16 protein-coding genes and 1 pseudogene are annotated in these 21,887 nt (G+C 37.9%); 1 reads left to right on the top strand and 16 read right to left on the bottom strand.

Annotated features, from left to right (window positions below; genetic code table 11):
- Nucleotides 1-12: 12 nt before the first annotated feature.
- The 3 genes from larA to CAO17_RS18495 all read right to left on the bottom strand — a co-directional run bounded on the left by larA (nt 13) and on the right by CAO17_RS18495 (nt 3,628).
- Nucleotides 13-1,278: a nickel-dependent lactate racemase gene (gene larA, locus CAO17_RS18505; RefSeq protein WP_085994029.1), complete on the bottom strand. Its 1,266-nt coding sequence runs from the start codon at nt 1,276-1,278 to the stop codon at nt 13-15.
- Nucleotides 1,279-1,367: 89 nt separating this feature from the next.
- Nucleotides 1,368-2,477: a 2-keto-3-deoxygluconate permease gene (locus CAO17_RS18500; RefSeq protein ID WP_085994028.1), complete on the bottom strand. Its 1,110-nt coding sequence runs from the start codon at nt 2,475-2,477 to the stop codon at nt 1,368-1,370.
- Nucleotides 2,468-3,628 carry a glycerate kinase gene (locus tag CAO17_RS18495; RefSeq protein WP_085994027.1) on the bottom strand — a complete coding sequence of 387 codons (1,161 nt, stop codon included), beginning with the start codon at nt 3,626-3,628 and terminating at the stop codon, nt 2,468-2,470. Before CAO17_RS18495 ends, CAO17_RS18500 begins: the two co-directional genes overlap by 10 nt.
- Nucleotides 3,629-3,769: 141 nt before the next feature.
- Between CAO17_RS18495 and CAO17_RS18490 the strand changes: the two genes are divergently transcribed.
- The gene (locus tag CAO17_RS18490; RefSeq protein ID WP_085994026.1) at nt 3,770-4,867 is read left to right on the top strand and encodes a CdaR family transcriptional regulator; all 1,098 of its coding nucleotides are present in this window, start codon (nt 3,770-3,772) and stop codon (nt 4,865-4,867) included.
- Between the two features lie 147 nt (nt 4,868-5,014).
- On the opposite strand, the gene CAO17_RS18485 is transcribed toward CAO17_RS18490, so the two are convergent.
- The 13 genes and pseudogenes from CAO17_RS18485 to rpoE (CAO17_RS18425) form a co-directional block, all read right to left on the bottom strand.
- Nucleotides 5,015-5,641, bottom strand: a complete 627-nt coding sequence (locus CAO17_RS18485) for a thymidine kinase (protein ID WP_085994025.1) — start codon at nt 5,639-5,641, stop codon at nt 5,015-5,017.
- A gap of 386 nt (nt 5,642-6,027) precedes the next feature.
- Nucleotides 6,028-6,273: a type B 50S ribosomal protein L31 gene (locus CAO17_RS18480; RefSeq protein ID WP_085994024.1), complete on the bottom strand. Its 246-nt coding sequence runs from the start codon at nt 6,271-6,273 to the stop codon at nt 6,028-6,030.
- A gap of 156 nt (nt 6,274-6,429) precedes the next feature.
- The gene (gene rho, locus CAO17_RS18475; protein ID WP_085994572.1) at nt 6,430-7,710 is read right to left on the bottom strand and encodes a transcription termination factor Rho; all 1,281 of its coding nucleotides are present in this window, start codon (nt 7,708-7,710) and stop codon (nt 6,430-6,432) included.
- Nucleotides 7,711-8,662: 952 nt separating this feature from the next.
- On the bottom strand, nt 8,663-9,628 hold the full coding sequence (gene glpX, locus CAO17_RS18470) for a class II fructose-bisphosphatase (protein ID WP_085994023.1): 966 nt from the start codon (nt 9,626-9,628) through the stop codon (nt 8,663-8,665).
- Between the two features lie 401 nt (nt 9,629-10,029).
- Entirely contained in the window at nt 10,030-11,316 is a 1,287-nt protein-coding gene (locus tag CAO17_RS18465) for a UDP-N-acetylglucosamine 1-carboxyvinyltransferase (RefSeq protein ID WP_085994022.1), read from the bottom strand.
- Between the two features lie 158 nt (nt 11,317-11,474).
- The gene (fsa, locus tag CAO17_RS18460) at nt 11,475-12,116 is read right to left on the bottom strand and encodes a fructose-6-phosphate aldolase (protein ID WP_085994021.1); all 642 of its coding nucleotides are present in this window, start codon (nt 12,114-12,116) and stop codon (nt 11,475-11,477) included.
- Between the two features lie 205 nt (nt 12,117-12,321).
- A complete protein-coding gene (gene fba, locus CAO17_RS18455) occupies nt 12,322-13,176 on the bottom strand; it encodes a class II fructose-1,6-bisphosphate aldolase (RefSeq protein WP_085994020.1) in 855 nt (284 codons plus the stop codon).
- A 132-nt stretch (nt 13,177-13,308) separates the two neighbouring features.
- Entirely contained in the window at nt 13,309-13,674 is a 366-nt protein-coding gene (locus CAO17_RS18450) for a response regulator (RefSeq protein ID WP_085994019.1), read from the bottom strand.
- A 385-nt stretch (nt 13,675-14,059) separates the two neighbouring features.
- Nucleotides 14,060-15,469, bottom strand: a complete 1,410-nt coding sequence (gene nhaC / locus CAO17_RS18445; protein WP_085994018.1) for a Na+/H+ antiporter NhaC — start codon at nt 15,467-15,469, stop codon at nt 14,060-14,062.
- Between the two features lie 177 nt (nt 15,470-15,646).
- Nucleotides 15,647-17,251 carry a CTP synthase gene (locus CAO17_RS18440; RefSeq protein ID WP_085994571.1) on the bottom strand — a complete coding sequence of 535 codons (1,605 nt, stop codon included), beginning with the start codon at nt 17,249-17,251 and terminating at the stop codon, nt 15,647-15,649.
- 496 nt (nt 17,252-17,747) lie between these two features.
- Nucleotides 17,748-18,311 (bottom strand): DNA-directed RNA polymerase subunit delta, encoded by a 564-nt coding sequence (gene rpoE, locus CAO17_RS18435; protein WP_085994017.1) that lies wholly within the window; start codon nt 18,309-18,311, stop codon nt 17,748-17,750.
- Between the two features lie 477 nt (nt 18,312-18,788).
- Nucleotides 18,789-20,102: pseudogene (locus CAO17_RS18430) on the bottom strand (CTP synthase); the annotation flags it as partial.
- Nucleotides 20,103-20,598: 496 nt separating this feature from the next.
- Complete coding sequence (gene rpoE, locus CAO17_RS18425; RefSeq protein WP_085994017.1) at nt 20,599-21,162, bottom strand: DNA-directed RNA polymerase subunit delta; 564 nt, start codon at nt 21,160-21,162, stop codon at nt 20,599-20,601.
- Between the last annotated feature and the right edge of the window lie 725 nt (nt 21,163-21,887).

Raw genomic sequence — 21,887 nt, 5'->3', positions numbered from 1 at the left:
ATCTATTTTGTTTCAGTTATTTTCCACATAAGGAATTGTTAACGGTCCTTGTGGTAAAACAGCAATCGACATATCTTCTCCATATTGTTTCTTTAGCTGTTCTAACGTGCCCTCTATATCCTGTGTTGGATTTAGCATTGTACTTTTAACTTGCTCATCCGTTAACTTCGAATAAACATAGACATCTGCCCAAGTTTGAATAACTGCTTGTTTTTGCACTTGCCACTGATCAAACTTTTTAAAGCTTGGGTCATTGATCATATCTAATAATTCTTGTGGAGTATTAGCCATTTCAAAGATTTTTGCATAGTTTCCATGGTCTGGCAATCCGTCCGAACATTCAGAGGCCACTATAATTGCTCCGCCTTTTTTAACGATTTTATGTGCTGCACTCATCCCTTTTACAGCTTGATATAGGTTTTGATCAAGTGGATAACCGGAATTAGATGTGATTACAACATCAAATCTCTCTTCGCAACGATACATGGCATGTTCTTTTGCAAATTTACACCCTATATCATGGGATTCATAGAGTTCACCTGCAAATACATTCGTAATCTCTTTATCCCTATTTAACGTCACATTTAACATAAAATCAGGTTTACACATCCCATTTATTTCACGAGTCATATCCTGAACCGGATTATTCTCCATATTTCCCCAAGTAGATAATGGGTCACCTATCATTCTAGCATTATGGAATGTCATAATCGTCTCGATTCCAGCAATCCCCGGCATTATCCCTTTAGGTCCTCCTGAAAAACCAGCAAAGAAATGTGGTTCAATAAAACCCGTAACTATTTTAAAATCAGATTCAACATAATCTTTATTCAGACAAACATCACAGCCGTATTTACTTTCCCCTACTTTTACCAATGTGTCTTTATTATGACAATCATTATTTATAATGCGGATATGGTCAACTACCCATTCTCCTAGCATTTGGATAAACTCTCCTCGGGTTTGTTCTCGATGTGTACCAGTTCCATTAATAATCACGAAATTTTCTAAAGGGACATGACTCAATTCTTCTATTAACAAAGGTACTAAAATATGATTTGGTGTTGGTCTAGTTATATCACTTATAACGATTGAAACAGTATCTGTTGATTTAACAGATTCCTTTAAAGAATCTGTCCCTATTGGATTACTCAGTGCATATTGTATTGCATTTCTTTCGTCATCTAACTTCTTTAAATTTTCCGGTTCAATCACTAGTGAATGATCTGGTATATCTATCTCAAGTCCTTCTCTTCCATACAATAATTCCGTTTTCACTGTACATCCCGCCTTGTTATCATTCTATAACCCTATTATAGTATAACGCTTACAACCATTACAGATAATTGTAAGCGTTGCCGATATTTTTATGCTGTTTTCTTTTTCTCCGTTTTTAACCCTAGATCTTCTCTCGTTGGATCCATGCCCTTCCTTCTATGATATCTATCAAATACAATAACAGCCGCAGGACAAAGAAGTGCTGTTGTTATGGTAGAGATAGAAATTTGCGCTGTAGCAATCGGAACAATTGCTTGAATCGCTTCATACTCTGCCATAGACATTGCCCCAGTACTAACTGCAACTGATGCAGCAGCTGCTACTGCCGCTGGTGTTGCTGCAGCATTTCCTGCAGTCGATGCTTCTGAAATTGGAGCAATATAACTTCTTTCTCCAACTAATTTAAAAGCAAGGATCCCCATTCCACCAGTTATAAAGAAGGTAAGAGCTGCTAGAGTTAATCCTCCTACAAGCACTTCCGGATTAAAGAAATTGGCTAAATTCATTCCAGCTCCAAGAGAAAATGCAAAAAATGGTATAGTTATTGATTCACCAGGCGCTAAAAATTCACGAATTTTTGGATCTAGGTTACCTAAGACCATTCCAATTCCAATTGGAAGTAATACAGATATAAATGAAACCATCGGAAAAGTCGTTCCTAGGATCCCCAAACCTACTAATGTTAAGAAAGGCCCATCATTTATGGCAAGTATAGATAGTCCCCCTACATCTGAGCGGTTTCCATATTGTCCAGTTAATGCCGCATACATCCCACTATTACTATTTGTCATCCCAGCAATAATAGCTAACGTTGACAATCCTAATATTCCATTCATCGGATCAGAGAAATAGCCAAAAAGCATACCTACTGCTAATCCAGACAAATATTTAGTTGTTGATACAACAGCTCCCTTTTTCAAGGCCTTTTGTCCCATCTTCAAGTTCATCTGACTTCCAACACAGAATAAGAAAAGTGCAATAAGAACAAGTGCACTATCCTTAAATAACTCTTGAGAGAACCCACCTATTCGTAAAAATTCATAATATCCTTCTTCCGTTTGTGGTGCACCAAGCCATTTTAGTACATTTATAACCGCTGGTATATGTGCCTGATCTATCGTATTTAATGTCGCTCCCAAAAGAAGCGGTACTACCATTAATCCACCAGGTACTTTTTCGATTGAATCCTTTATTCGCATTGAGATGTTCTCCCCCTTATTGTTTGATAAAAATAGGTACGAAGCACTTGTTCTGAACAATATGCAAGTAATTCTCGAGCATAAGTCATCGAATCGTCTAAAGACATCGGTTCTTTAACAATGCTATTTATACTAACAATCCCGTAATCATGGAGAACTTCGGTGCCCTCCCCTACTGCACCTGCGACTATAATCGTTGGTATATTCTGTTTCATCGCTGCCTTTGCAACTCCTAATGGGGTCTTACCAGATGCAGTTTGATAATCAACCTTTCCCTCCCCAGTAATGACGAGGTCTGCATTACGTAGGGCCCTTTCTAAATTACAATATTCCAAAACTACTTCAATACCTGGCTTCATTTCCGCCGAAAAAAACGCTAGAAACGCTCCTCCTATTCCACCAGCAGCACCAGCACCAGGTATGTTATGTAAGGAAACACCTGTTATTTCTTCAACTTTTTCTGCCCAATGAGTAAGGTTCGCATCAAGTAATTTTACTTCACTAAGGTTAGCGCCTTTTTGTGGGCCAAATACATGTGAGGCTCCATTTGGTCCGACTAATGGATTTTCTACATCTGATGCGATTAAAAAGGTACAACTTTTGATGCGCATATCAAATCCATTTATATCAATGGAGTGGACTTTACTTAATTCTCCACCACCAAAGCCAATTTCAACTCCGTTCTTATCAAATACACCTAATCCTAGGGCTTGGAGCATACCAGCTCCTCCATCGTTCGTTGCGGAACCCCCTATTGCAAGAATAAAAGAGGTATACCCACTATCTAATGCGTGCATGATAAGTTGTCCTGTTCCATATGTCGTTGTTCGTAATGGTGACAACTTCTCTGTAGGAACTAGGTCAATCCCGGAGGCAGTAGCCATTTCAATAACACAGGTTTTCCGATCACCTAACACCCCATATTCTGCTTCCACCTTTTCCCCTAAAGGTCCAAGTACATTTGCTTTCTTTATTTCGCCATCTGTAGCAGCAATTAATGTCCTCATCGTCCCTTCGCCACCATCAGCAACGGGAACCAATGCAGTTTCTGCTTCAGGGTATGCCTTTTTCACACCTCGATTAATAGCATTAGCTGCTTCTATTGCACTGAGGCTACCTTTAAAAGAATCAGGTGCTATCACAATCTTCATATCATTCACCCCTAGTAAACGCTTTCATTAAATTCATTATAGGAATCTTGACGGAAATAATCTATAGTTATAACATACAAAATAACGGGAGATATTTTATTCAATTTTGTTTATTTTGCCAATTGCGAAGGGTGAAAAAATATGTTAACAAGAAAAATTGCAGAAATCGTTGTTAAAGAGGCCTCCCTCCGAGTAAACCGAAATGTCAACATTATGAATCGAAACGGAAAGATCATTGCCACATGTGACCCGTCTAGATTGAACCACATTCATCAAGGAGCATTAAAAGTAATTCAAAGTGGTGAACCCCTATTTATTCATTATGAAGTTGAAGATAAGTTAGAAGGGGTAAAGTCTGGAGTGAATCTTCCAATTGTTTTCCACGGTGAGACAATTGGCGTCATCGGAGTCACTGGGGATCCAAGGGAAATTAGTGAAATTGGTGAACTTGTTAAGATGATGACCGAACTAATGATTACTCAAGAATATGCGACATCACAGCATGAATGGAAACAAACAACAAAAGATATGCTACTTGAACAATTGTTAAAAAAAGAGCCATCTTATGATGATATAGACCAGCTTAAAAGAAAATTGGACTGTCAATTCGTTCCGATATTCGTAACAACGATCATACAAATAGAAGAGCGCTCTACTTCTACTTCCAATCAAAGGTTATTAGAACACTTGGAAAATGCAATAGGACATAAAAATGGTCTACTTGGAGTTATCCATGTTAATCGATTGAGTGTTATATTAACAAATGTAAAGGAAACAGATAAAAAGATAAAGACAATATACAACGTTCTAAAAAGCTTAAATATACATTTCCGCATGGCTTATAGCTTACCTTTTGAAAATCTGGAAAACTTTAGAGAATCTTATCTAGATTGTGACCTTGCCTTGAATGTAACCGATACTAAAAATGAAGTGATATCCTTCGCACAAATAGAGGCAAAAGCATTAGTTTATCGAATGAATCATCAAATCTCACAAAGGTTTGCAAGGCGTGTGCTTCACAACCTTGATGAAGCAAATTTAAAAACATTAGAATCTTTTTTTAACCATAATCTTCATATACAAAAAGCAGCAAACGAGTTATATGTTCATCGCAATACTTTAATATACCGCCTCAATAAGATTACCGAACAAACTGGGATTGACCCAAGGAAATTTGAAGGAGCTTTATCTTTACAGGTTGCCATTTGGATTCATGAACACCTTGACAATTTGTCCTGACTTAATTTCTATCCCTTACAACTCATCTTATCAAATATGGATTATTCCCAAAGAGAATGATTACTGAACACTCTATCCAGGGCTTCCATGATAAAAAATGGGTGCTGTTATTCGATGAAGAAAAACAGCACCCATTTGATATAGTTATTAAGATTCCATCACTTCATCAAGTATTTTTTTAAATATGTTATTGGTAGGTTTATTCGGAACTTCATGATGGTGGCGGCATCTTGGTTCATAGGATTCGGATGCGCCAACTAGGATGATGGGGTCATCGTATGATGCTGGCTTGCCGTTTATGAGGCGCTGGGTACGACTAGCAGGTGAACCGCATAACGGACAAATGGCATGGAGTTTGGTAACTGTTTCACTGATGGACATCAGCTCAGGCATCGGCCCGAATGGTTCTCCACGAAAGTCTGTATCTAAACCAGCTGCAATGACGCGGATGCCTTTATTTGCAAGCTCTTCCGCAATTTCTACTACATGTTCATCGAAAAATTGAACTTCATCTATTCCAATCATATCTACCGTTTCATCTATATGCTCTAAAATCTCCTCTGAACGATGGATGGGTAAAGCAACCGTAGATGTACCATTGTGGGACACTACTGCCGTATCATCATAGCGATCATCGATGGCAGGCTTAAATACACGAACCGTTAAGTTTCCAAATGTGGCACGCCGAACACGACGAATTAATTCCTCCGACTTTCCAGAAAACATACTTCCACATATCACTTCTACCCATCCGGTTTGTTTCATAACATGCATCGTAGAAAACTCCTTACCTTCATTTTTTCCGCATCAACTTGCAACGTGGTTTCTTCTTATAAACCACCATATGGCACATGGTAGAATGAACCATCAGATTGCAAAAAAGCATGACAAAATGATGCTTCATTTTATGTACACAATGAATAGTTTACCACGCTTTTCAAACCGTTTGAAAAACAATTTCTGGAAATTAAACTTCTATAACATCATCTATAAAAAGTAAAAACAGGCAAAATAGCGACATTTTGCCTGTCTTTTAATAGGTATGATTTCATTTTTCTTATACGTAGGAATAAAAATTCATATGCTCCTAACGTAAAAAATCGATGTATCAAGCAAGTTCTGCCACCCGGCTTTAAGAAACGAATGGGTGGCAGTCCTTATTATTTCATATTATATTTCTTCTTGAATCGATCCACACGTCCGCCCACTTTATCAGCTTTTTGCTTACCAGTGTAGAATGGGTGTGAATCTGAACTGATTTCAACTTTGATTAGTGGGTATGTGTTCCCATCTTCCCACTCAATTGTTTCATCACTTGATTTAGTTGAACCAGTTAAGAATTTGAAGTCTGAGCTAGTATCTAAAAATACTACTTTTCTGTACTCAGGATGAATTCCTTGTTTCATGCTTTTCCACTCCTTCTGCCCTGAATCCCTTGGAAACAGAGTTGTTTTAAGAGCCGTATACAGGTTATAAACCTTACCTAAACTCACATAGATAGATTATATCAGCATCATCTTATGTTTGCAAGTAGCTCTTTTAAAAAGATTTACGATAAACTCCTAGCGTTTCATGCCTTTACGCTTCATTTCATCTTCAATGGATTGATAAAATTCATCATTTGTCTTGGATGATTTTAATTTTCTTAAGAAGCGATCAACGAAGTCATGAGAGTCTTGCATCGTTTTACGAATCATCCACATTGTTTCCAGATTTTCTTTCGGCATAAGTAGTTCTTCTTTACGTGTACCAGATTTAGGAATATCAATTGCTGGGAAGATGCGTCGTTCTGCAAGATTTCGATCTAGATGAAGCTCCATGTTTCCTGTACCTTTGAATTCCTCATATATGACATCATCCATACGTGACCCTGTATCCACCAATGCAGTTGCTAAAATCGTGAAGCTACCACCTTCTTCGATGTTTCTTGCTGCACCAAAGAATCGCTTGGGACGGTGGAATGCTGCTGGATCAATACCACCGGATAACGTTCGTCCACTTGGTGGAATAACAAGGTTATACGCACGAGCTAGACGTGTAATACTATCCATCAAAACGATAACATCTCGTTTATGTTCAACAAGACGCATCGCACGTTCTAGGACAAGCTCAGAAACTTTGATATGACTTTCAGGCACTTCATCAAAGGTGGAACTAACAACATCCACATCTGGACTTACAGAACGTTCAATATCTGTAACTTCCTCTGGACGCTCATCGACTAAAAGGATAATGAGTTTTGCGTGTGGGTGGTTTTTTGTAATGCTGTTGGCAATTTCTTTAAGGAGCATTGTTTTCCCGGCTTTCGGAGGGGCAACAATCAAACCACGCTGACCAAATCCAACAGGAGTCATTAAATCAATGATACGTGTTGACATTTTATTTGGAGTTGTTTCTAATTGCATGAAACGATCTGGATATAACGCTGTTAAGGCAGGGAAATGCACGCGTTCTTTTGCCGTTTCCGGGTCTTCACTATTCACCGCATCAACATGTAGAAGTCCATAGTAACGTTCATTTTCCTTTGGTGGCCTTACCTTACCAGACACCTTATCCCCATTTCTTAAATCGAAACGACGAATCTGTGAAGCAGAAATATAAATATCTTCCGCACTTGGAGAATAATTAATTGGTCTTAAGAAACCGAAGCCTTCTGAGGGAATAATTTCTAAAATTCCGTCCATAAATAAATATCCATCTTTTTCCGCTTGTGCCTTCAAAATCGCAAAAATAAGTTCTTTCTTGGTTAGTTTTGCATAATAGGATACTCGATATTCTTTTGCTAATGCATATAGTTCTTTCAATGTTAACGTCTCTAATTGAGAGATTGTTAATGTAGCCACTTCAAAATCACCACGCCTATTCATTTTTCATCTTCGGGTTTCAGTATTATTAAAAATATGGTTAAAAACGCTTCACCCTAAGATATTTCTGATTTTTAGAAAATTGAATCATTATTACAAATCACGATTCTTTCCATTTTCTAGCAAATAAAATAATATAAAATAAAATAATATAATATAAGTTCTGTTTTAAATATGATTGTTCCACTTCTTTATGGAAGGTAATCCTTTTGAAGAAATGTAGATTTTTTAGAAGCATTAACAGAAGTTTGCTCTTAAGAAAACAAGTGCTAGCAAGCGTTTCCCTATAAATTGCCTTTGGTAGCGGTTAATTCAGATACTCTCTATATTTGCCAAGATTCCCGCACATTAAACATGTACTATATTACTCTTTTATAGTGGATTATTCAACACTATTTTAAAATTATCTTGTTAAATGTTCATGATGCTTATTTCACATCTGCTTATTATTAGATTCATAGTTTTGATTCAGCTAAAAATACAATGCCTATTTTCCGACACCTAGATAAAGTGAATCTTTAATCCGTGGAGTTTTCGTTTATCCTCACCTAAAAGGATTGGTTTTCCTCCATTTCATGAGATGGGAGTATTACTGCCCCTTAACCTGCGATAAAAATACTTCACTTTCTAGAAAGAGGCTGAGACAAAAGCGTTTCATCATAGTAAAATTCGAACATGGCCGCTACGGAAATACACTACGCTTTCCGCGGGCGCTGCTGAGCCTACTTCGAGCTATCGCTCTTCGTAGTCTCACCTAGGCTTTTCATCCCGCAGGACAAGGAACGCTTCGTCAGCGAAACATCGCACGCAGAAAATTGGTTTGTATTTTCAAGGAGTCTCCGTTTATTTCCTTCGCTAGTATCGTACCAACGTTCGTCTTTTGGTTAAATACTTTAGTTATGTCCCAGCCATTTTCATTAAAATTATTTTATTATTGGATCACAAGATTTGGTTTTTTCTTCAGGCTGTGCTCACCGTCAATGAAGCGAACGGTACCGCTTTTCGCTCGCATAACGACTGTTTGTGTCGTTACTTTGGATCCTTTGAATTGAACACCTTTTAGTAATTCGCCATCCGTAACACCAGTAGCAGCAAAGATAGCATCGTCACCACTACAGAAATCATTCATATAAAATACTTTATTCAAGTCTTGAATGCCCATTTTCTGACAGCGAGCAATTTCCTCAGCATTCGATGGGACAAGCTTTCCTTGTATTTCGCCACCTAAGCATTTTAAGGCAGTTGCTGCTAAAACCCCTTCTGGTGCTCCACCACTCCCTAATAGGATATCTACTCCAGTACCATCGAAGGCTGTATTAATGGCTGCAGCGACATCTCCATTAGGAATAAGCTTTATTCTCGCACCTGCTTCGCGAATTTCTTTAATGAGTTCAGCATGACGTGGTCGGTCCAACACGGTTGCCACCACATCTTCTATCTCTTTGTTTTTGGCCTTTGCAACCGCTTTTAAATTTTCAATGACGGGTGCGTTTATATCTATCTTACCAACTGCTTCACGACCGACAGCGATTTTATCCATATACATATCTGGTGCATGAAGTAGGGTTCCTTTGTCTGCAATGGCAATAACAGCAAGTGCATTCCATGTACCTTGTGCAACAATCTCTGTACCTTCCAGTGGATCGACAGCAACATCCACGCCTGGCCCATCACCTGTCCCAAGCTTTTCACCTATGTAAAGCATTGGTGCTTCGTCCATTTCTCCTTCACCAATGACTACCGTACCTTGCATTGGAATCGTATCTAATACAGTACGCATAGCTGTTGTTGCTGCATCATCTGCTTCATCTTTTACGCCTCTTCCCATCCACCTTGATGATGCTAAGGCTGCAGCCTCTGTTACACGAACTAACTCTATCGATAGACTTCTTTCCATCATGGCCCTCTCCCTTTTTAGAAAGCTTATGGATTACCCAGCTGCTACAAATGTAGCCTAAGGGATCCAGCTTTGTTATAAACTACCCTCGTCCCAAAAGGATACATTTATATTCTAAAAAGCTAAGTCTATGGTGTTTTTGAGGTTTCCTCTCTTTTTCTGTAGAAACCTTCGTATTGTATCCATTCGCCATTCACATGTAAAATACCTTTATTTAACGACGAAATTTTGAAGAATCTTTACACGATGAACAAAACCTATTTCTTCTCGTAACCAATCTCACTAAGGAATCTTATTTTTGTATCACAAAAACTGTCTTTCTTTTTAAGAAGGGGCTTTTGTTCTTTTACAGCCCTACGAAAACCAGCCTCTCTCATGGAAAGAGGGGCTGTCTTCATTCTTCAGGAATTCTGAAACTGCTTCATTTCTTGTTCGGTCATTTCTTCTCGCCAAATGTTAGCGCCGAGTGCTCGAAGTTTGTCTGTGATAAATTCATAGCCTCTGTCAATGTGTTCGACACCGGTGATTTCAGTGACTCCATTTGCCATGAGTCCAGCAACAATAAGTGCGGCACCTGCGCGAAGATCGGTTGCTTTCACTTTGGCACCCTGAAGTTGAGTCGGTCCCGAGACGATGACAGATCCGCCTTCTACCTTAATCTTTGCATTCATCCGTCTAAGCTCATCAATGTGTTTCAGACGTGCGGAATAAATCGTATCAATGACGATACCTGTATTTTCCGCTTTCGTTAACAGCGAGGTAAACGGCTGCTGAAGGTCGGTAGGAAAACCAGGATATACCAGCGTTTTAATGTCCACACTCTTCAGGCTATCTTGTGGTGCAATAAGTAACTGTTCACCACTTTCCTCCATGCGCACACCCATTTCTCTCAGCTTTGCAAGAAGTGCTTCGATATGGTTGGTAATGACATTGTCGATAATCACTTCTTTTCCTTGGGCAGCTGCTGCAATGGTATATGTACCTGCTTCAATCCGATCTGGAATTATCGTATGCCTACACCCATGCAATTCAGGTACACCTTCAATTCGGATCACATCCGTACCGACCCCTTTAATTTTCGCTCCCATATTCGTAAGTAATGTTGCAACATCAATGATTTCCGGCTCTTTTGCTGCATTTTCAATGATGGTTTTCCCTTTAGCTCTAACTGCAGCAAGCATGATATTGATGGTTGCACCAACACTTACGACGTCAAGGTAAATTCGAGCTCCACGTAATTCATTTGCACGAAGATAGATGGCACCTTGTTCATTCGTTACCTCGGCACCAAGCGCTTCGAATCCTTTAATGTGCTGATCGATTGGGCGTGGTCCTAAAAAGCACCCTCCTGGAAGACCAATAACTGCCTTTTTAAATTTCCCAAGCATCGCTCCCATAAAATAGTAGGATGCACGCAGTTTTTTCACCTTTCCATTTGGTAATGGCATGGCAATCATTCTTTCAGGGTTCACGGTTAAGGTCTGACCTTCCCAATTTACTGTTCCACCTATTTCCTCTAGTAAATCACTTAATGTACCTACATCGGAAATCTGTGGAAGTCCTTCAATCGTAACTGGTGAGTCTGCTAAAATAGATGCTGGCAATAGCGCAACAGCACTATTTTTCGCACCACTCACTCTTACTTGACCATTTAAAACATGGCCACCTTCAATTAATAATTTCTGCATCTGAAACCCTCACTTTTTGAGGTAGTTCAAAGGGTTGTTTCTTTGAACACACGTTATTTTAAGATAATATAAGACTTTTCTAAATTCCCTGCTATCAACTCATGTGATTTTATTCGTCTTATTTCTATCTTTAACGATATTTTACTATTTCATTCGTGTTACTTTTGGTTATTCCAATCTGCTAGGAATTTTTCAATCCCTTGGTCTGTTAATGGGTGTTTGACAAGCTGTTCTAATACTTTGTATGGAATCGTTGCAATGTGCGCACCGTTTTGAGCAGCATCAATTACATGTAATGGGTGACGAATAGATGCAGCAATGATTTCCGTATTGAGATGGTGACGATCAAAAATTTGCGCAATCGTGTTGACTAACGTCATTCCATCATGACCAATGTCATCGAGACGACCCAAGAAAGGTGATACATAGGTTGCACCAGCACGTGCAGCAAGAAGTGCTTGGTTTGCATTAAAAATAAGGGTTACATTTGTTTTAATGTTAAGGTCGGCAAATGCCTTGACTGCTTTTAATCCCTCTAACGTCATTGGTACTTTCACCGTAATATTTGGTGCGATGCCCGCTAATTCTTTCCCTTCCTTAATCATTCCTTCTGCATCTTCAGAAATCACCTCTGCACTTACAGAACCGGAAACCTCAGCTGTGATTTCCTTCAAACGATCATGAAAAGAAACCCCTTCTTTAGCTACTAGGCTTGGATTTGTTGTTACACCTGCTAAAACACCTAATTCATTTGCTGAACGAATTTCATTTATATTTGCTGTATCAATAAAGAATTTCATTTCGCTTTCTCCTCCTTTGATTACCTTACTACGAACACACCACTTGTTTGCGGATAGGTAGTTTGAAACATCCCTTTAAACATGAATCTTTGCCATTATATACTTTTAGCGACGAGTGGACATACGTATATACATATATCCATCCGCCGCTATAGGAGCACTATTCTTTGTATCCTTTACAATAGATACGATTTTCGTGATGTTATTAAGCTTTTCCTGCTGAACCGAATTCGCGCATTTTACCTATAACAGTTTGTTTAATTGCTTCTGTTCCTGGTCCTAAGTATTTGCGTGGATCGTATAAATCTGGTTTTTCATCTAACGTTTTACGAACTGCTTCTGTTTGTGCCATTTGGTTTTCTGTGTTTACATTGATTTTCGCAGTACCTAGTGAAATGGCTTTTTGAATGTCTTTTGTTGGGATACCTGTTCCACCATGAAGAACTAATGGAACTTGTACCTCATTAAGAATTTCTTCCATTTCTTTAAATCCTAAGTTAGGTTCGCCTTGATATTGACCATGTACAGAACCTAAAGCAGGTGCTAGGCAGTCTATTCCAGTTTCTGTTACAAGTTTCTTACATTCTTCCGTATCAGCATACATAATTCCACCGATCACGCCATCTTCTTCTCCACCAACTGTACCTACTTCTGCTTCAACAGATACGCCATGAAGATGTGCTAATTCAGTTACTTTCTTCGTTGTTTCCACATTTTGATCAATTGGATCATGAGAAGCATCAATCATAACAGAAGTGAAGCCTGCATGAATAGCTTCGGCACATTTTGCAAAGCTTGAACCATGGTCTAAGTGGATAGCAACTGGAACGGTTGTACCATAAGATTCCATTAATGATTTAACCATTGCTACGACAACGTTAAATCCACCCATATATTTTCCAGCACCTTCAGATACACCTAGGATTACTGGGGATTTTTCTTCTTCTGCAGCTTGTAAGATAGCTTGAACATATTCCAGGTTATTGATATTAAACTGACCTACTGCATAACCATTATCTTTACCTTTTTCAAGCATTTCCTTCATTGAAACTAATGGCATTAAATATCCTCCTCTAGTGAACTCATTCACAATTTTATGATGTATGCACTTATCACACTAATAAGAATACCAACTAGGAAGCATGTTCGCAAGCATTTGGAAACAACCCGAATATTCGGTATTATGGTAAATTTATGAATGGCAGATTGCTTTTACTTCTTCCAGTACCTCATGAACATTAAATGGCTTGGCTAAAATTTTCTTTACATTTTGGTATCGTTCCAGCTCAAGGCTAATACTTTCCGCCAAACCACTCATGACGATAGAAGGTAATTCGATATTCTCTTTTTCCATCTTCTGTAAAACCTCTGCCCCATCAACAATCGGTAACTTATAATCTAAAATCATCATATCAAAATGTACATTATGTATTTTCTCTAGTGCTTCCTTTCCGGTTGTTGCTTCCTGAACATGGTATCCTTCATTTTCTAAAACATCCGTTAATAACAAACGAATGCCAGCTTGATCATCCACAACTAATACACTAAATTCTGACATGAACCTACCTCCCTTATTTCCCCTGTATTCCCCTAATTAATTAGATTTCGCTACACATATGATATTTTCCTGCTTGATTTACATGTTTTCGTTAAAAAATTTTCCTTTTTAGGGGAAATTCTCATTTTCCTTTTTCTCAGAATTTTAAACATAGGAAGATCTATTTAGTTGGTTAAACAAATTGAGTTGCATAAAAGAGAGCAATATGGAGATGAAAATAAGGAAGAGCATAAGATTATATTTATGAAAAATAAAACAAGACTGGGACTAACGTATTTCTCAAAATAAAACCTTACCATCGTTCATGGTTCTTGTTTTACGCGAAATACGTATGTCACAGCCTCTATTCGATGCTTCCCTTAGCAATTAGGAAGCTACTTTTCTTCTAGGATTCCTCATACCTTGTCATGGATAATCCCGTGATACCGTAGAACAGTGAAACTAACGGCGTAATAAGAGCTAAAAAACAGAATGGAATATACGCTCCGGTTGGAACACCAAGTGTCGTTGCTGTGAAAATACCACTTCCCGTCCATGGTATTAAGGCCCCACCCTGTGTACTCGCATCTTCTATCACTCTTGAAAGGTTTTCAGGTCTTAGGTTTAATCTCTCAAAAATTGGTTTCATCAAGGTTCCTCTCATGACGGAGGAAAAGTAAATCGATCCCCCAATAGCAAGGGTCGAATAACTTACTATAATGGTCACAAGAATCAAAGAGCCCGTGTGTTGGATTTTATCTGCAAACGAAGCAATTAATCTTTCTAATACTCCGGTTTCAGCAAGCAAGCCACCTAGTCCTAGCGCAAATAAAAAGAGAGCAATAAGTTCTAGCATACTCGTTAAACCACCGCGCTGCAGCAAGCTATCAACAACCTCTATTCCAGATTCCGCCTTATACCCACTGTATAACACACGTAGCGTATTCGAAATTCCAAAATGTTGGTATAAAATAGCTACAAGAGCACCTACTACCGAAGCAATGAAAATAGATGGAATGGGTGGCCACTTCCTTACTAACAAGGTAATTAAAACCACAATGGGAATCAAAGGAACTAATCCTAAATGGAATGTATCGCTTAAATATGCTGTTAGTGCACTCACACTCTCCGCATCTACAACCCCACCATATTGGAAACCAATAAAAGTAAAGATTAATGCAGAAATTACATACGCAGGTACGGTCGTCCATAGCATATGTTTAATATGCGTGAAGAGGGTTCCACCTGTAACAGTCGGTGCTAAGTTAGTCGTATCAGAGAGAGGGGACATTTTATCTCCAAAATACGCCCCACTGATAACAGCACCTGCAGTTATTGCAGGTGGAACACCTAAACTCATACCGATGGCCATCATGGCGATCCCTGCCGTACCAAGTGTTCCCCAGGAACTTCCTATGGCTAACGATACAAGCGAACAAAATACCAAGGCTGTTACTAAAAAGAATTGGGGAGAAATGGATTTAATACCATAATAAATTAATGTAGGTACGGTACCTGAAATAATCATCGCGCCAATTAAAATACCGACGGATAATAGAATAATTCCAGGATGCAAGGCTTTACTCATTGAGGATATCATCGCTTTTTTTATTTGCTTATATTTGTACCCTAACCCTTTCATAAATGGGATTAATGCAACCATGCTTATAAACATTAAAATTTGAATCGGTGCCTCAAAGACAAGAATTCCAGTCGCCACAATAATAACAGCTGAACCTAACATGAGTAATGCATATATAAAAGATGGTTTTTTAATATGGTTATTTTCCAAAAAATCACGCCTTTTTCTGTTCATTTTAGCTGCGGACTACTTAACCAATTTCCTCTTTCTGTATTATGCTGAATAGGTAAAGATTTTATTAGTAAATAGGTAAAAGAGCTAAACCATTATCAACCTAATCAATTTTTTTATAGCATATTAAAAACCCCGAACATTCCTGTCCGAGGTTCAACGAAAAATAATATAGAATCATTACGCATTGTTTTCAATAGAAGCATGAACAAATCCTTTAAAAAGTGATTGAGCTCTTGTTGGGCGTGATGTAAATTCTGGGTGGAATTGACAAGCAACAAACCATGGATGATCTTTTAATTCAATCGTTTCCACCAATCTCCCATCTGGACTTGTACCAGAGAAAATGAACCCTTCTGCTTCCATACGATCACGGTAATCGTTATTAAATTCATAGCGATGACGATGACGTTCCTCCACGACATCAGCACCATCATAAGCCGCCTGTGTTTTGGTACCTTCTTTTAGCTTGCATGGATAGGATCCTAAACGAAGGGTACCACCAAGATCTTCTACTTCTTTCTGTTCTGGTAATAAATCAATAACCGGGTGTGGCGTTTCTGGGTCGATTTCTGCAGAATGAGCTCCTTGCAAACCAAGTACATTTCGTGCAAACTCCACAGAAGCTAGTTGCATCCCAAGACAAATTCCGAAAAATGGGATGTTGTTTTCTCTTGCATACTGGATTGCTGCAAGCTTTCCATCAATTCCACGATTTCCAAACCCACCTGGTACTAAAATACCATCTACTTTTTGCAATTCTTCTTTAATACCATCTACCGTTAACTTCTCAGAATTAATCCAATGCACCTTAATATCTGCATCGTATACATATCCTGCATGTTTTAAAGATTCCACAACGGAGATATAGGCATCTGGAAGTTCAACATATTTACCAACTAAACCAATATTCACAGTTTGGGATAGATTTCTTACTTTCGATACGAGTGATTTCCATTCATCCATATCCGCTTCCTTACAATCCAATCCAAAATGATCACAGGTTAATTGATCCAGATTTTGCTCCTGTAATGTTATTGGAATGTGGTAAAGTGTATCGGCATCAGGCATTTCGATAACCGCTTGCTCATCAATGTCACAGAATAGAGAGATTTTCTCTTTCATTCCTTTACTAATCGCTTCTTCTGTTCGTAAAACGACAACATCAGGCTGAATACCTAATGAACGTAATTCCTTCACACTATGTTGAGTTGGTTTAGTTTTCAATTCACCCGCTGCTTTAATGAATGGAACCAATGTACAGTGAATGTACATCACACTATTTCTTCCTACTTCATTTTTAATTTGGCGAATCGCTTCTAAGAATGGTAGGGATTCAATATCACCAACCGTTCCACCAATTTCCGTAATAACAACATCCGCTTTCGTTGCTTCTCCAGCACGAAAGACCTGATCTTTAATTTCATTGGTGATGTGAGGGATAACTTGTACGGTACCACCTAAATAATCGCCGCGTCTTTCCTTTTTAATCACACTGGAGTAAACCTTACCAGTCGTAATATTGCTGTATTTATTTAAATTATTATCGATAAAACGTTCATAGTGGCCTAAGTCCAAGTCAGTTTCTGCACCATCTTCTGTTACAAAAACTTCCCCATGCTGGTATGGGCTCATGGTACCTGGATCCACATTAATATAAGGATCAAATTTTTGAATCGTTACCTTCAATCCTCGATTTTTTAATAAACGTCCTAATGATGCAGCTGTTATTCCTTTTCCTAGTGAAGATACAACCCCACCTGTTACAAAAATATACTTCGTCAACATTCATCCCTCTTTCTTTCCTTGTTGTTAATAGATGCTGTACATTTGGATAACTATTAGAAAAATACGACAGTAGAAAAATAAATAGTAAGAATTAATCCATAAAAAGAAACCTGTCGTTAATCAGGTGCTTTTAGCCTTTGATATAAGTTATACCTATTTTGTACTAATATATTATTATAAATCACGGAATTAAAACATTCCTAATGGAAAAAATCTGCATGAATTCTCCCTACATTCGCTTCCTTTTTCCTAGGCAAGTCGTTTTACCACAACTTAAAACGAATAGGAGTTTATACAGATTACGAATAATTTGCGAAACATCTCGCATTGGGTGTTTTTCAAAAAATGCTATAAAAACATAAAAAGCGCCTCCCTAAATAAACAGGGAGACGCTATACGATTCTAATTTATAGAGCCCAAGTAAAATTGTATCATTTGCTTTTAAAAAGTCAACAACTCTTTTTGTATCCTTTGATGGAAGGAACGTTACAGCTTATTTATCCTTTTCTTCCTTGTCATCATCTTCATCATCATTGAATTCTTCATCAATGTCTTCGTCGTCTAATTCCTCTTCATCAAAATCATCGAAGTCATCTAAATCTTCGTCTAATTCATCTAGATTCTCATCATCTAAATCTTCATCATAGTCATCCGTTACATCTTCATTATGGTCATCATGTAGCTTTTCATCGTGAACCTCAAGCTCTTCTTCCTCATGAACCTCTTCAGCAGCAGGCTTTTTCTTTTTCGCAGCCTTTTTCTTCTTTTTCTTCTTAGGAGCGTGTACTTCTTCTTCAGCCTGTTCAATTGGATACCAACGCTTTAGCCCCCACTTATTAGAACCTAACGTTGTAAAACGACCATCCACATTAAGGTCTGTATAAAATTGAGCAATGTAATCTTCTTTTCCTTCCTCTGAAAAGCCTTTTAAATCAGTGATCCTACTATATAGTTCTTGGAAATCCAATGCTTTCTTTTCATCTTTTAAAATTTTACTTGCCAATTCAAGCATAGACATACTTTCTAATTGTTCGCGGCTGTACTCTTTTAAGCTCACGGTAAGCACTCCCTTTAAATATATAATCATGGCTATTATGCCTAGTAGATTTTTTTGAAAGATAATTATACAATTTGAAAGATAATTATACAATGTGTTCAAAAAGGATAAAAAAGACTTGGTTGGCTAAGGCCCTTATGTATCCTCTTTAACTATAACATTTTTGTAAACATACCACATATAAACATACCTAACATTATAAACAAATATGCAATGATTAATCCATAATTTAGCATAAAAAAGTTGAGAAAATATGTTTCCTCAACTTTTTTTGGCATATGTTATGAAACTAGAATGGATGTGCAATATGCCCTGTTATTTCTGGCTACGATAGCAGCGGATTTATCGGCGTTTGTTCGGGGTTATCGGCGCTCACTCTCATTTATCAGCTCTCACTACCATTTATCGGCACTCATACCGATTTATCGGCGCTCACTACCATTTATCAGCTCTCACTACGATTTATCGGCGCTCNTTGCATGGATAGGATCCTAAACGAAGGGTACCACCAAGATCTTCTACTTCTTTCTGTTCTGGTAATAAATCAATAACCGGGTGTGGCGTTTCTGGGTCGATTTCTGCAGAATGAGCTCCTTGCAAACCAAGTACATTTCGTGCAAACTCCACAGAAGCTAGTTGCATCCCAAGACAAATTCCGAAAAATGGGATGTTGTTTTCTCTTGCATACTGGATTGCTGCAAGCTTTCCATCAATTCCACGATTTCCAAACCCACCTGGTACTAAAATACCATCTACTTTTTGCAATTCTTCTTTAATACCATCTACCGTTAACTTCTCAGAATTAATCCAATGCACCTTAATATCTGCATCGTATACATATCCTGCATGTTTTAAAGATTCCACAACGGAGATATAGGCATCTGGAAGTTCAACATATTTACCAACTAAACCAATATTCACAGTTTGGGATAGATTTCTTACTTTCGATACGAGTGATTTCCATTCATCCATATCCGCTTCCTTACAATCCAATCCAAAATGATCACAGGTTAATTGATCCAGATTTTGCTCCTGTAATGTTATTGGAATGTGGTAAAGTGTATCGGCATCAGGCATTTCGATAACCGCTTGCTCATCAATGTCACAGAATAGAGAGATTTTCTCTTTCATTCCTTTACTAATCGCTTCTTCTGTTCGTAAAACGACAACATCAGGCTGAATACCTAATGAACGTAATTCCTTCACACTATGTTGAGTTGGTTTAGTTTTCAATTCACCCGCTGCTTTAATGAATGGAACCAATGTACAGTGAATGTACATCACACTATTTCTTCCTACTTCATTTTTAATTTGGCGAATCGCTTCTAAGAATGGTAGGGATTCAATATCACCAACCGTTCCACCAATTTCCGTAATAACAACATCCGCTTTCGTTGCTTCTCCAGCACGAAAGACCTGATCTTTAATTTCATTGGTGATGTGAGGGATAACTTGTACGGTACCACCTAAATAATCGCCGCGTCTTTCCTTTTTAATCACACTGGAGTAAACCTTACCAGTCGTAATATTGCTGTATTTATTTAAATTATTATCGATAAAACGTTCATAGTGGCCTAAGTCCAAGTCAGTTTCTGCACCATCTTCTGTTACAAAAACTTCCCCATGCTGGTATGGGCTCATGGTACCTGGATCCACATTAATATAAGGATCAAATTTTTGAATCGTTACCTTCAATCCTCGATTTTTTAATAAACGTCCTAATGATGCAGCTGTTATTCCTTTTCCTAGTGAAGATACAACCCCACCTGTTACAAAAATATACTTCGTCAACATTCATCCCTCTTTCTTTCCTTGTTGTTAATAGATGCTGTACATTTGGATAACTATTAGAAAAATACGACAGTAGAAAAATAAATAGTAAGAATTAATCCATAAAAAGAAACCTGTCGTTAATCAGGTGCTTTTAGCCTTTGATATAAGTTATACCTATTTTGTACTAATATATTATTATAAATCACGGAATTAAAACATTCCTAATGGAAAAAATCTGCATGAATTCTCCCTACATTCGCTTCCTTTTTCCTAGGCAAGTCGTTTTACCACAACTTAAAACGAATAGGAGTTTATACAGATTACGAATAATTTGCGAAACATCTCGCATTGGGTGTTTTTCAAAAAATGCTATAAAAACATAAAAAGCGCCTCCCTAAATAAACAGGGAGACGCTATACGATTCTAATTTATAGAGCCCAAGTAAAATTGTATCATTTGCTTTTAAAAAGTCAACAACTCTTTTTGTATCCTTTGATGGAAGGAACGTTACAGCTTATTTATCCTTTTCTTCCTTGTCATCATCTTCATCATCATTGAATTCTTCATCAATGTCTTCGTCGTCTAATTCCTCTTCATCAAAATCATCGAAGTCATCTAAATCTTCGTCTAATTCATCTAGATTCTCATCATCTAAATCTTCATCATAGTCATCCGTTACATCTTCATTATGGTCATCATGTAGCTTTTCATCGTGAACCTCAAGCTCTTCTTCCTCATGAACCTCTTCAGCAGCAGGCTTTTTCTTTTTCGCAGCCTTTTTCTTCTTTTTCTTCTTAGGAGCGTGTACTTCTTCTTCAGCCTGTTCAATTGGATACCAACGCTTTAGCCCCCACTTATTAGAACCTAACGTTGTAAAACGACCATCCACATTAAGGTCTGTATAAAATTGAGCAATGTAATCTTCTTTTCCTTCCTCTGAAAAGCCTTTTAAATCAGTGATCCTACTATATAGTTCTTGGAAATCCAATGCTTTCTTTTCATCTTTTAAAATTTTACTTGCCAATTCAAGCATAGACATACTTTCTAATTGTTCGCGGCTGTACTCTTTTAAGCTCACGGTAAGCACTCCCTTTAAATATATAATCATGGCTATTATGCCTAGTAGATTTTTTTGAAAGATAATTATACAATTTGAAAGATAATTATACAATGTGTTCAAAAAGGATAAAAAAGACTTGGTTGGCTAAGGCCCTTATGTATCCTCTTTAACTATAACATTTTTGTAAACATACCACATATAAACATACCTAACATTATAAACAAATATGCAATGATTAATCCATAATTTAGCATAAAAAAGTTGAGAAAATATGTTTCCTCAACTTTTTTTGGCATATGTTATGAAACTAGAATGGATGTGCAATATGCCCTGTTATTTCTGGCTACGATAGCAGCGGATTTATCGGCGTTTGTTCGGGGTTATCGGCGCTCACTCTCATTTATCAGCTCTCACTACCATTTATCGGCACTCATACCGATTTATCGGCGCTCACTACCATTTATCAGCTCTCACTACGATTTATCGGCGCTCACTCCAATTTATCAGCGCTCACTACGATTTATCGGCGCTCATACCGATTTATCGGCGCTCACTCTCATTTATCAGCATTCACTACGATTTATCGGCGCTCACTCGATTTATCGGCGCTCACTACCATTTATCAGCATTCACTCCCATTTATCAGCTCTCACTCCCATTTATCAGCTCTCACTCCCATTTATCGGCGCTCACTCCAATTTATCGGCGCTCACTCCAATTTATCAGCATTCACACCGGTTTAT

The sequence above is a fragment of the Oceanobacillus senegalensis genome (assembly GCF_900176885.1).
Taxonomy (GTDB): domain Bacteria; phylum Bacillota; class Bacilli; order Bacillales; family Amphibacillaceae; genus Oceanobacillus; species Oceanobacillus senegalensis.
The sequence above is the reverse complement of the archived record's forward strand: the minus strand, read 5'-3'. Positions and strand labels throughout refer to the sequence as shown.

Bases quoted from the DNA above. Each gene is read 5' to 3' on its own strand.
- CAO17_RS18500 (WP_085994028.1), bottom strand. From the start codon at position 2,477: ATGCGAATAAAGGATTCAATCGAAAAAGTACCTGGTGGATTAATGGTA.
- fba (WP_085994020.1), bottom strand. From the start codon at position 13,176: ATGCCATTAGTTTCAATGAAGGAAATGCTTGAAAAAGGTAAAGATAAT.
- CAO17_RS18490 (WP_085994026.1), top strand. From the start codon at position 3,770: ATGTTAACAAGAAAAATTGCAGAAATCGTTGTTAAAGAGGCCTCCCTC.
- CAO17_RS18495 (WP_085994027.1), bottom strand. From the start codon at position 3,628: ATGAAGATTGTGATAGCACCTGATTCTTTTAAAGGTAGCCTCAGTGCA.
- fsa (WP_085994021.1), bottom strand. From the start codon at position 12,116: ATGAAATTCTTTATTGATACAGCAAATATAAATGAAATTCGTTCAGCA.
- CAO17_RS18450 (WP_085994019.1), bottom strand. From the start codon at position 13,674: ATGTCAGAATTTAGTGTATTAGTTGTGGATGATCAAGCTGGCATTCGT.
- CAO17_RS18485 (WP_085994025.1), bottom strand. From the start codon at position 5,641: ATGCATGTTATGAAACAAACCGGATGGGTAGAAGTGATATGTGGAAGT.
- CAO17_RS18465 (WP_085994022.1), bottom strand. From the start codon at position 11,316: ATGCAGAAATTATTAATTGAAGGTGGCCATGTTTTAAATGGTCAAGTA.
- nhaC (WP_085994018.1), bottom strand. From the start codon at position 15,469: ATGAACAGAAAAAGGCGTGATTTTTTGGAAAATAACCATATTAAAAAA.
- CAO17_RS18480 (WP_085994024.1), bottom strand. From the start codon at position 6,273: ATGAAACAAGGAATTCATCCTGAGTACAGAAAAGTAGTATTTTTAGAT.
- glpX (WP_085994023.1), bottom strand. From the start codon at position 9,628: ATGGAAAGAAGTCTATCGATAGAGTTAGTTCGTGTAACAGAGGCTGCA.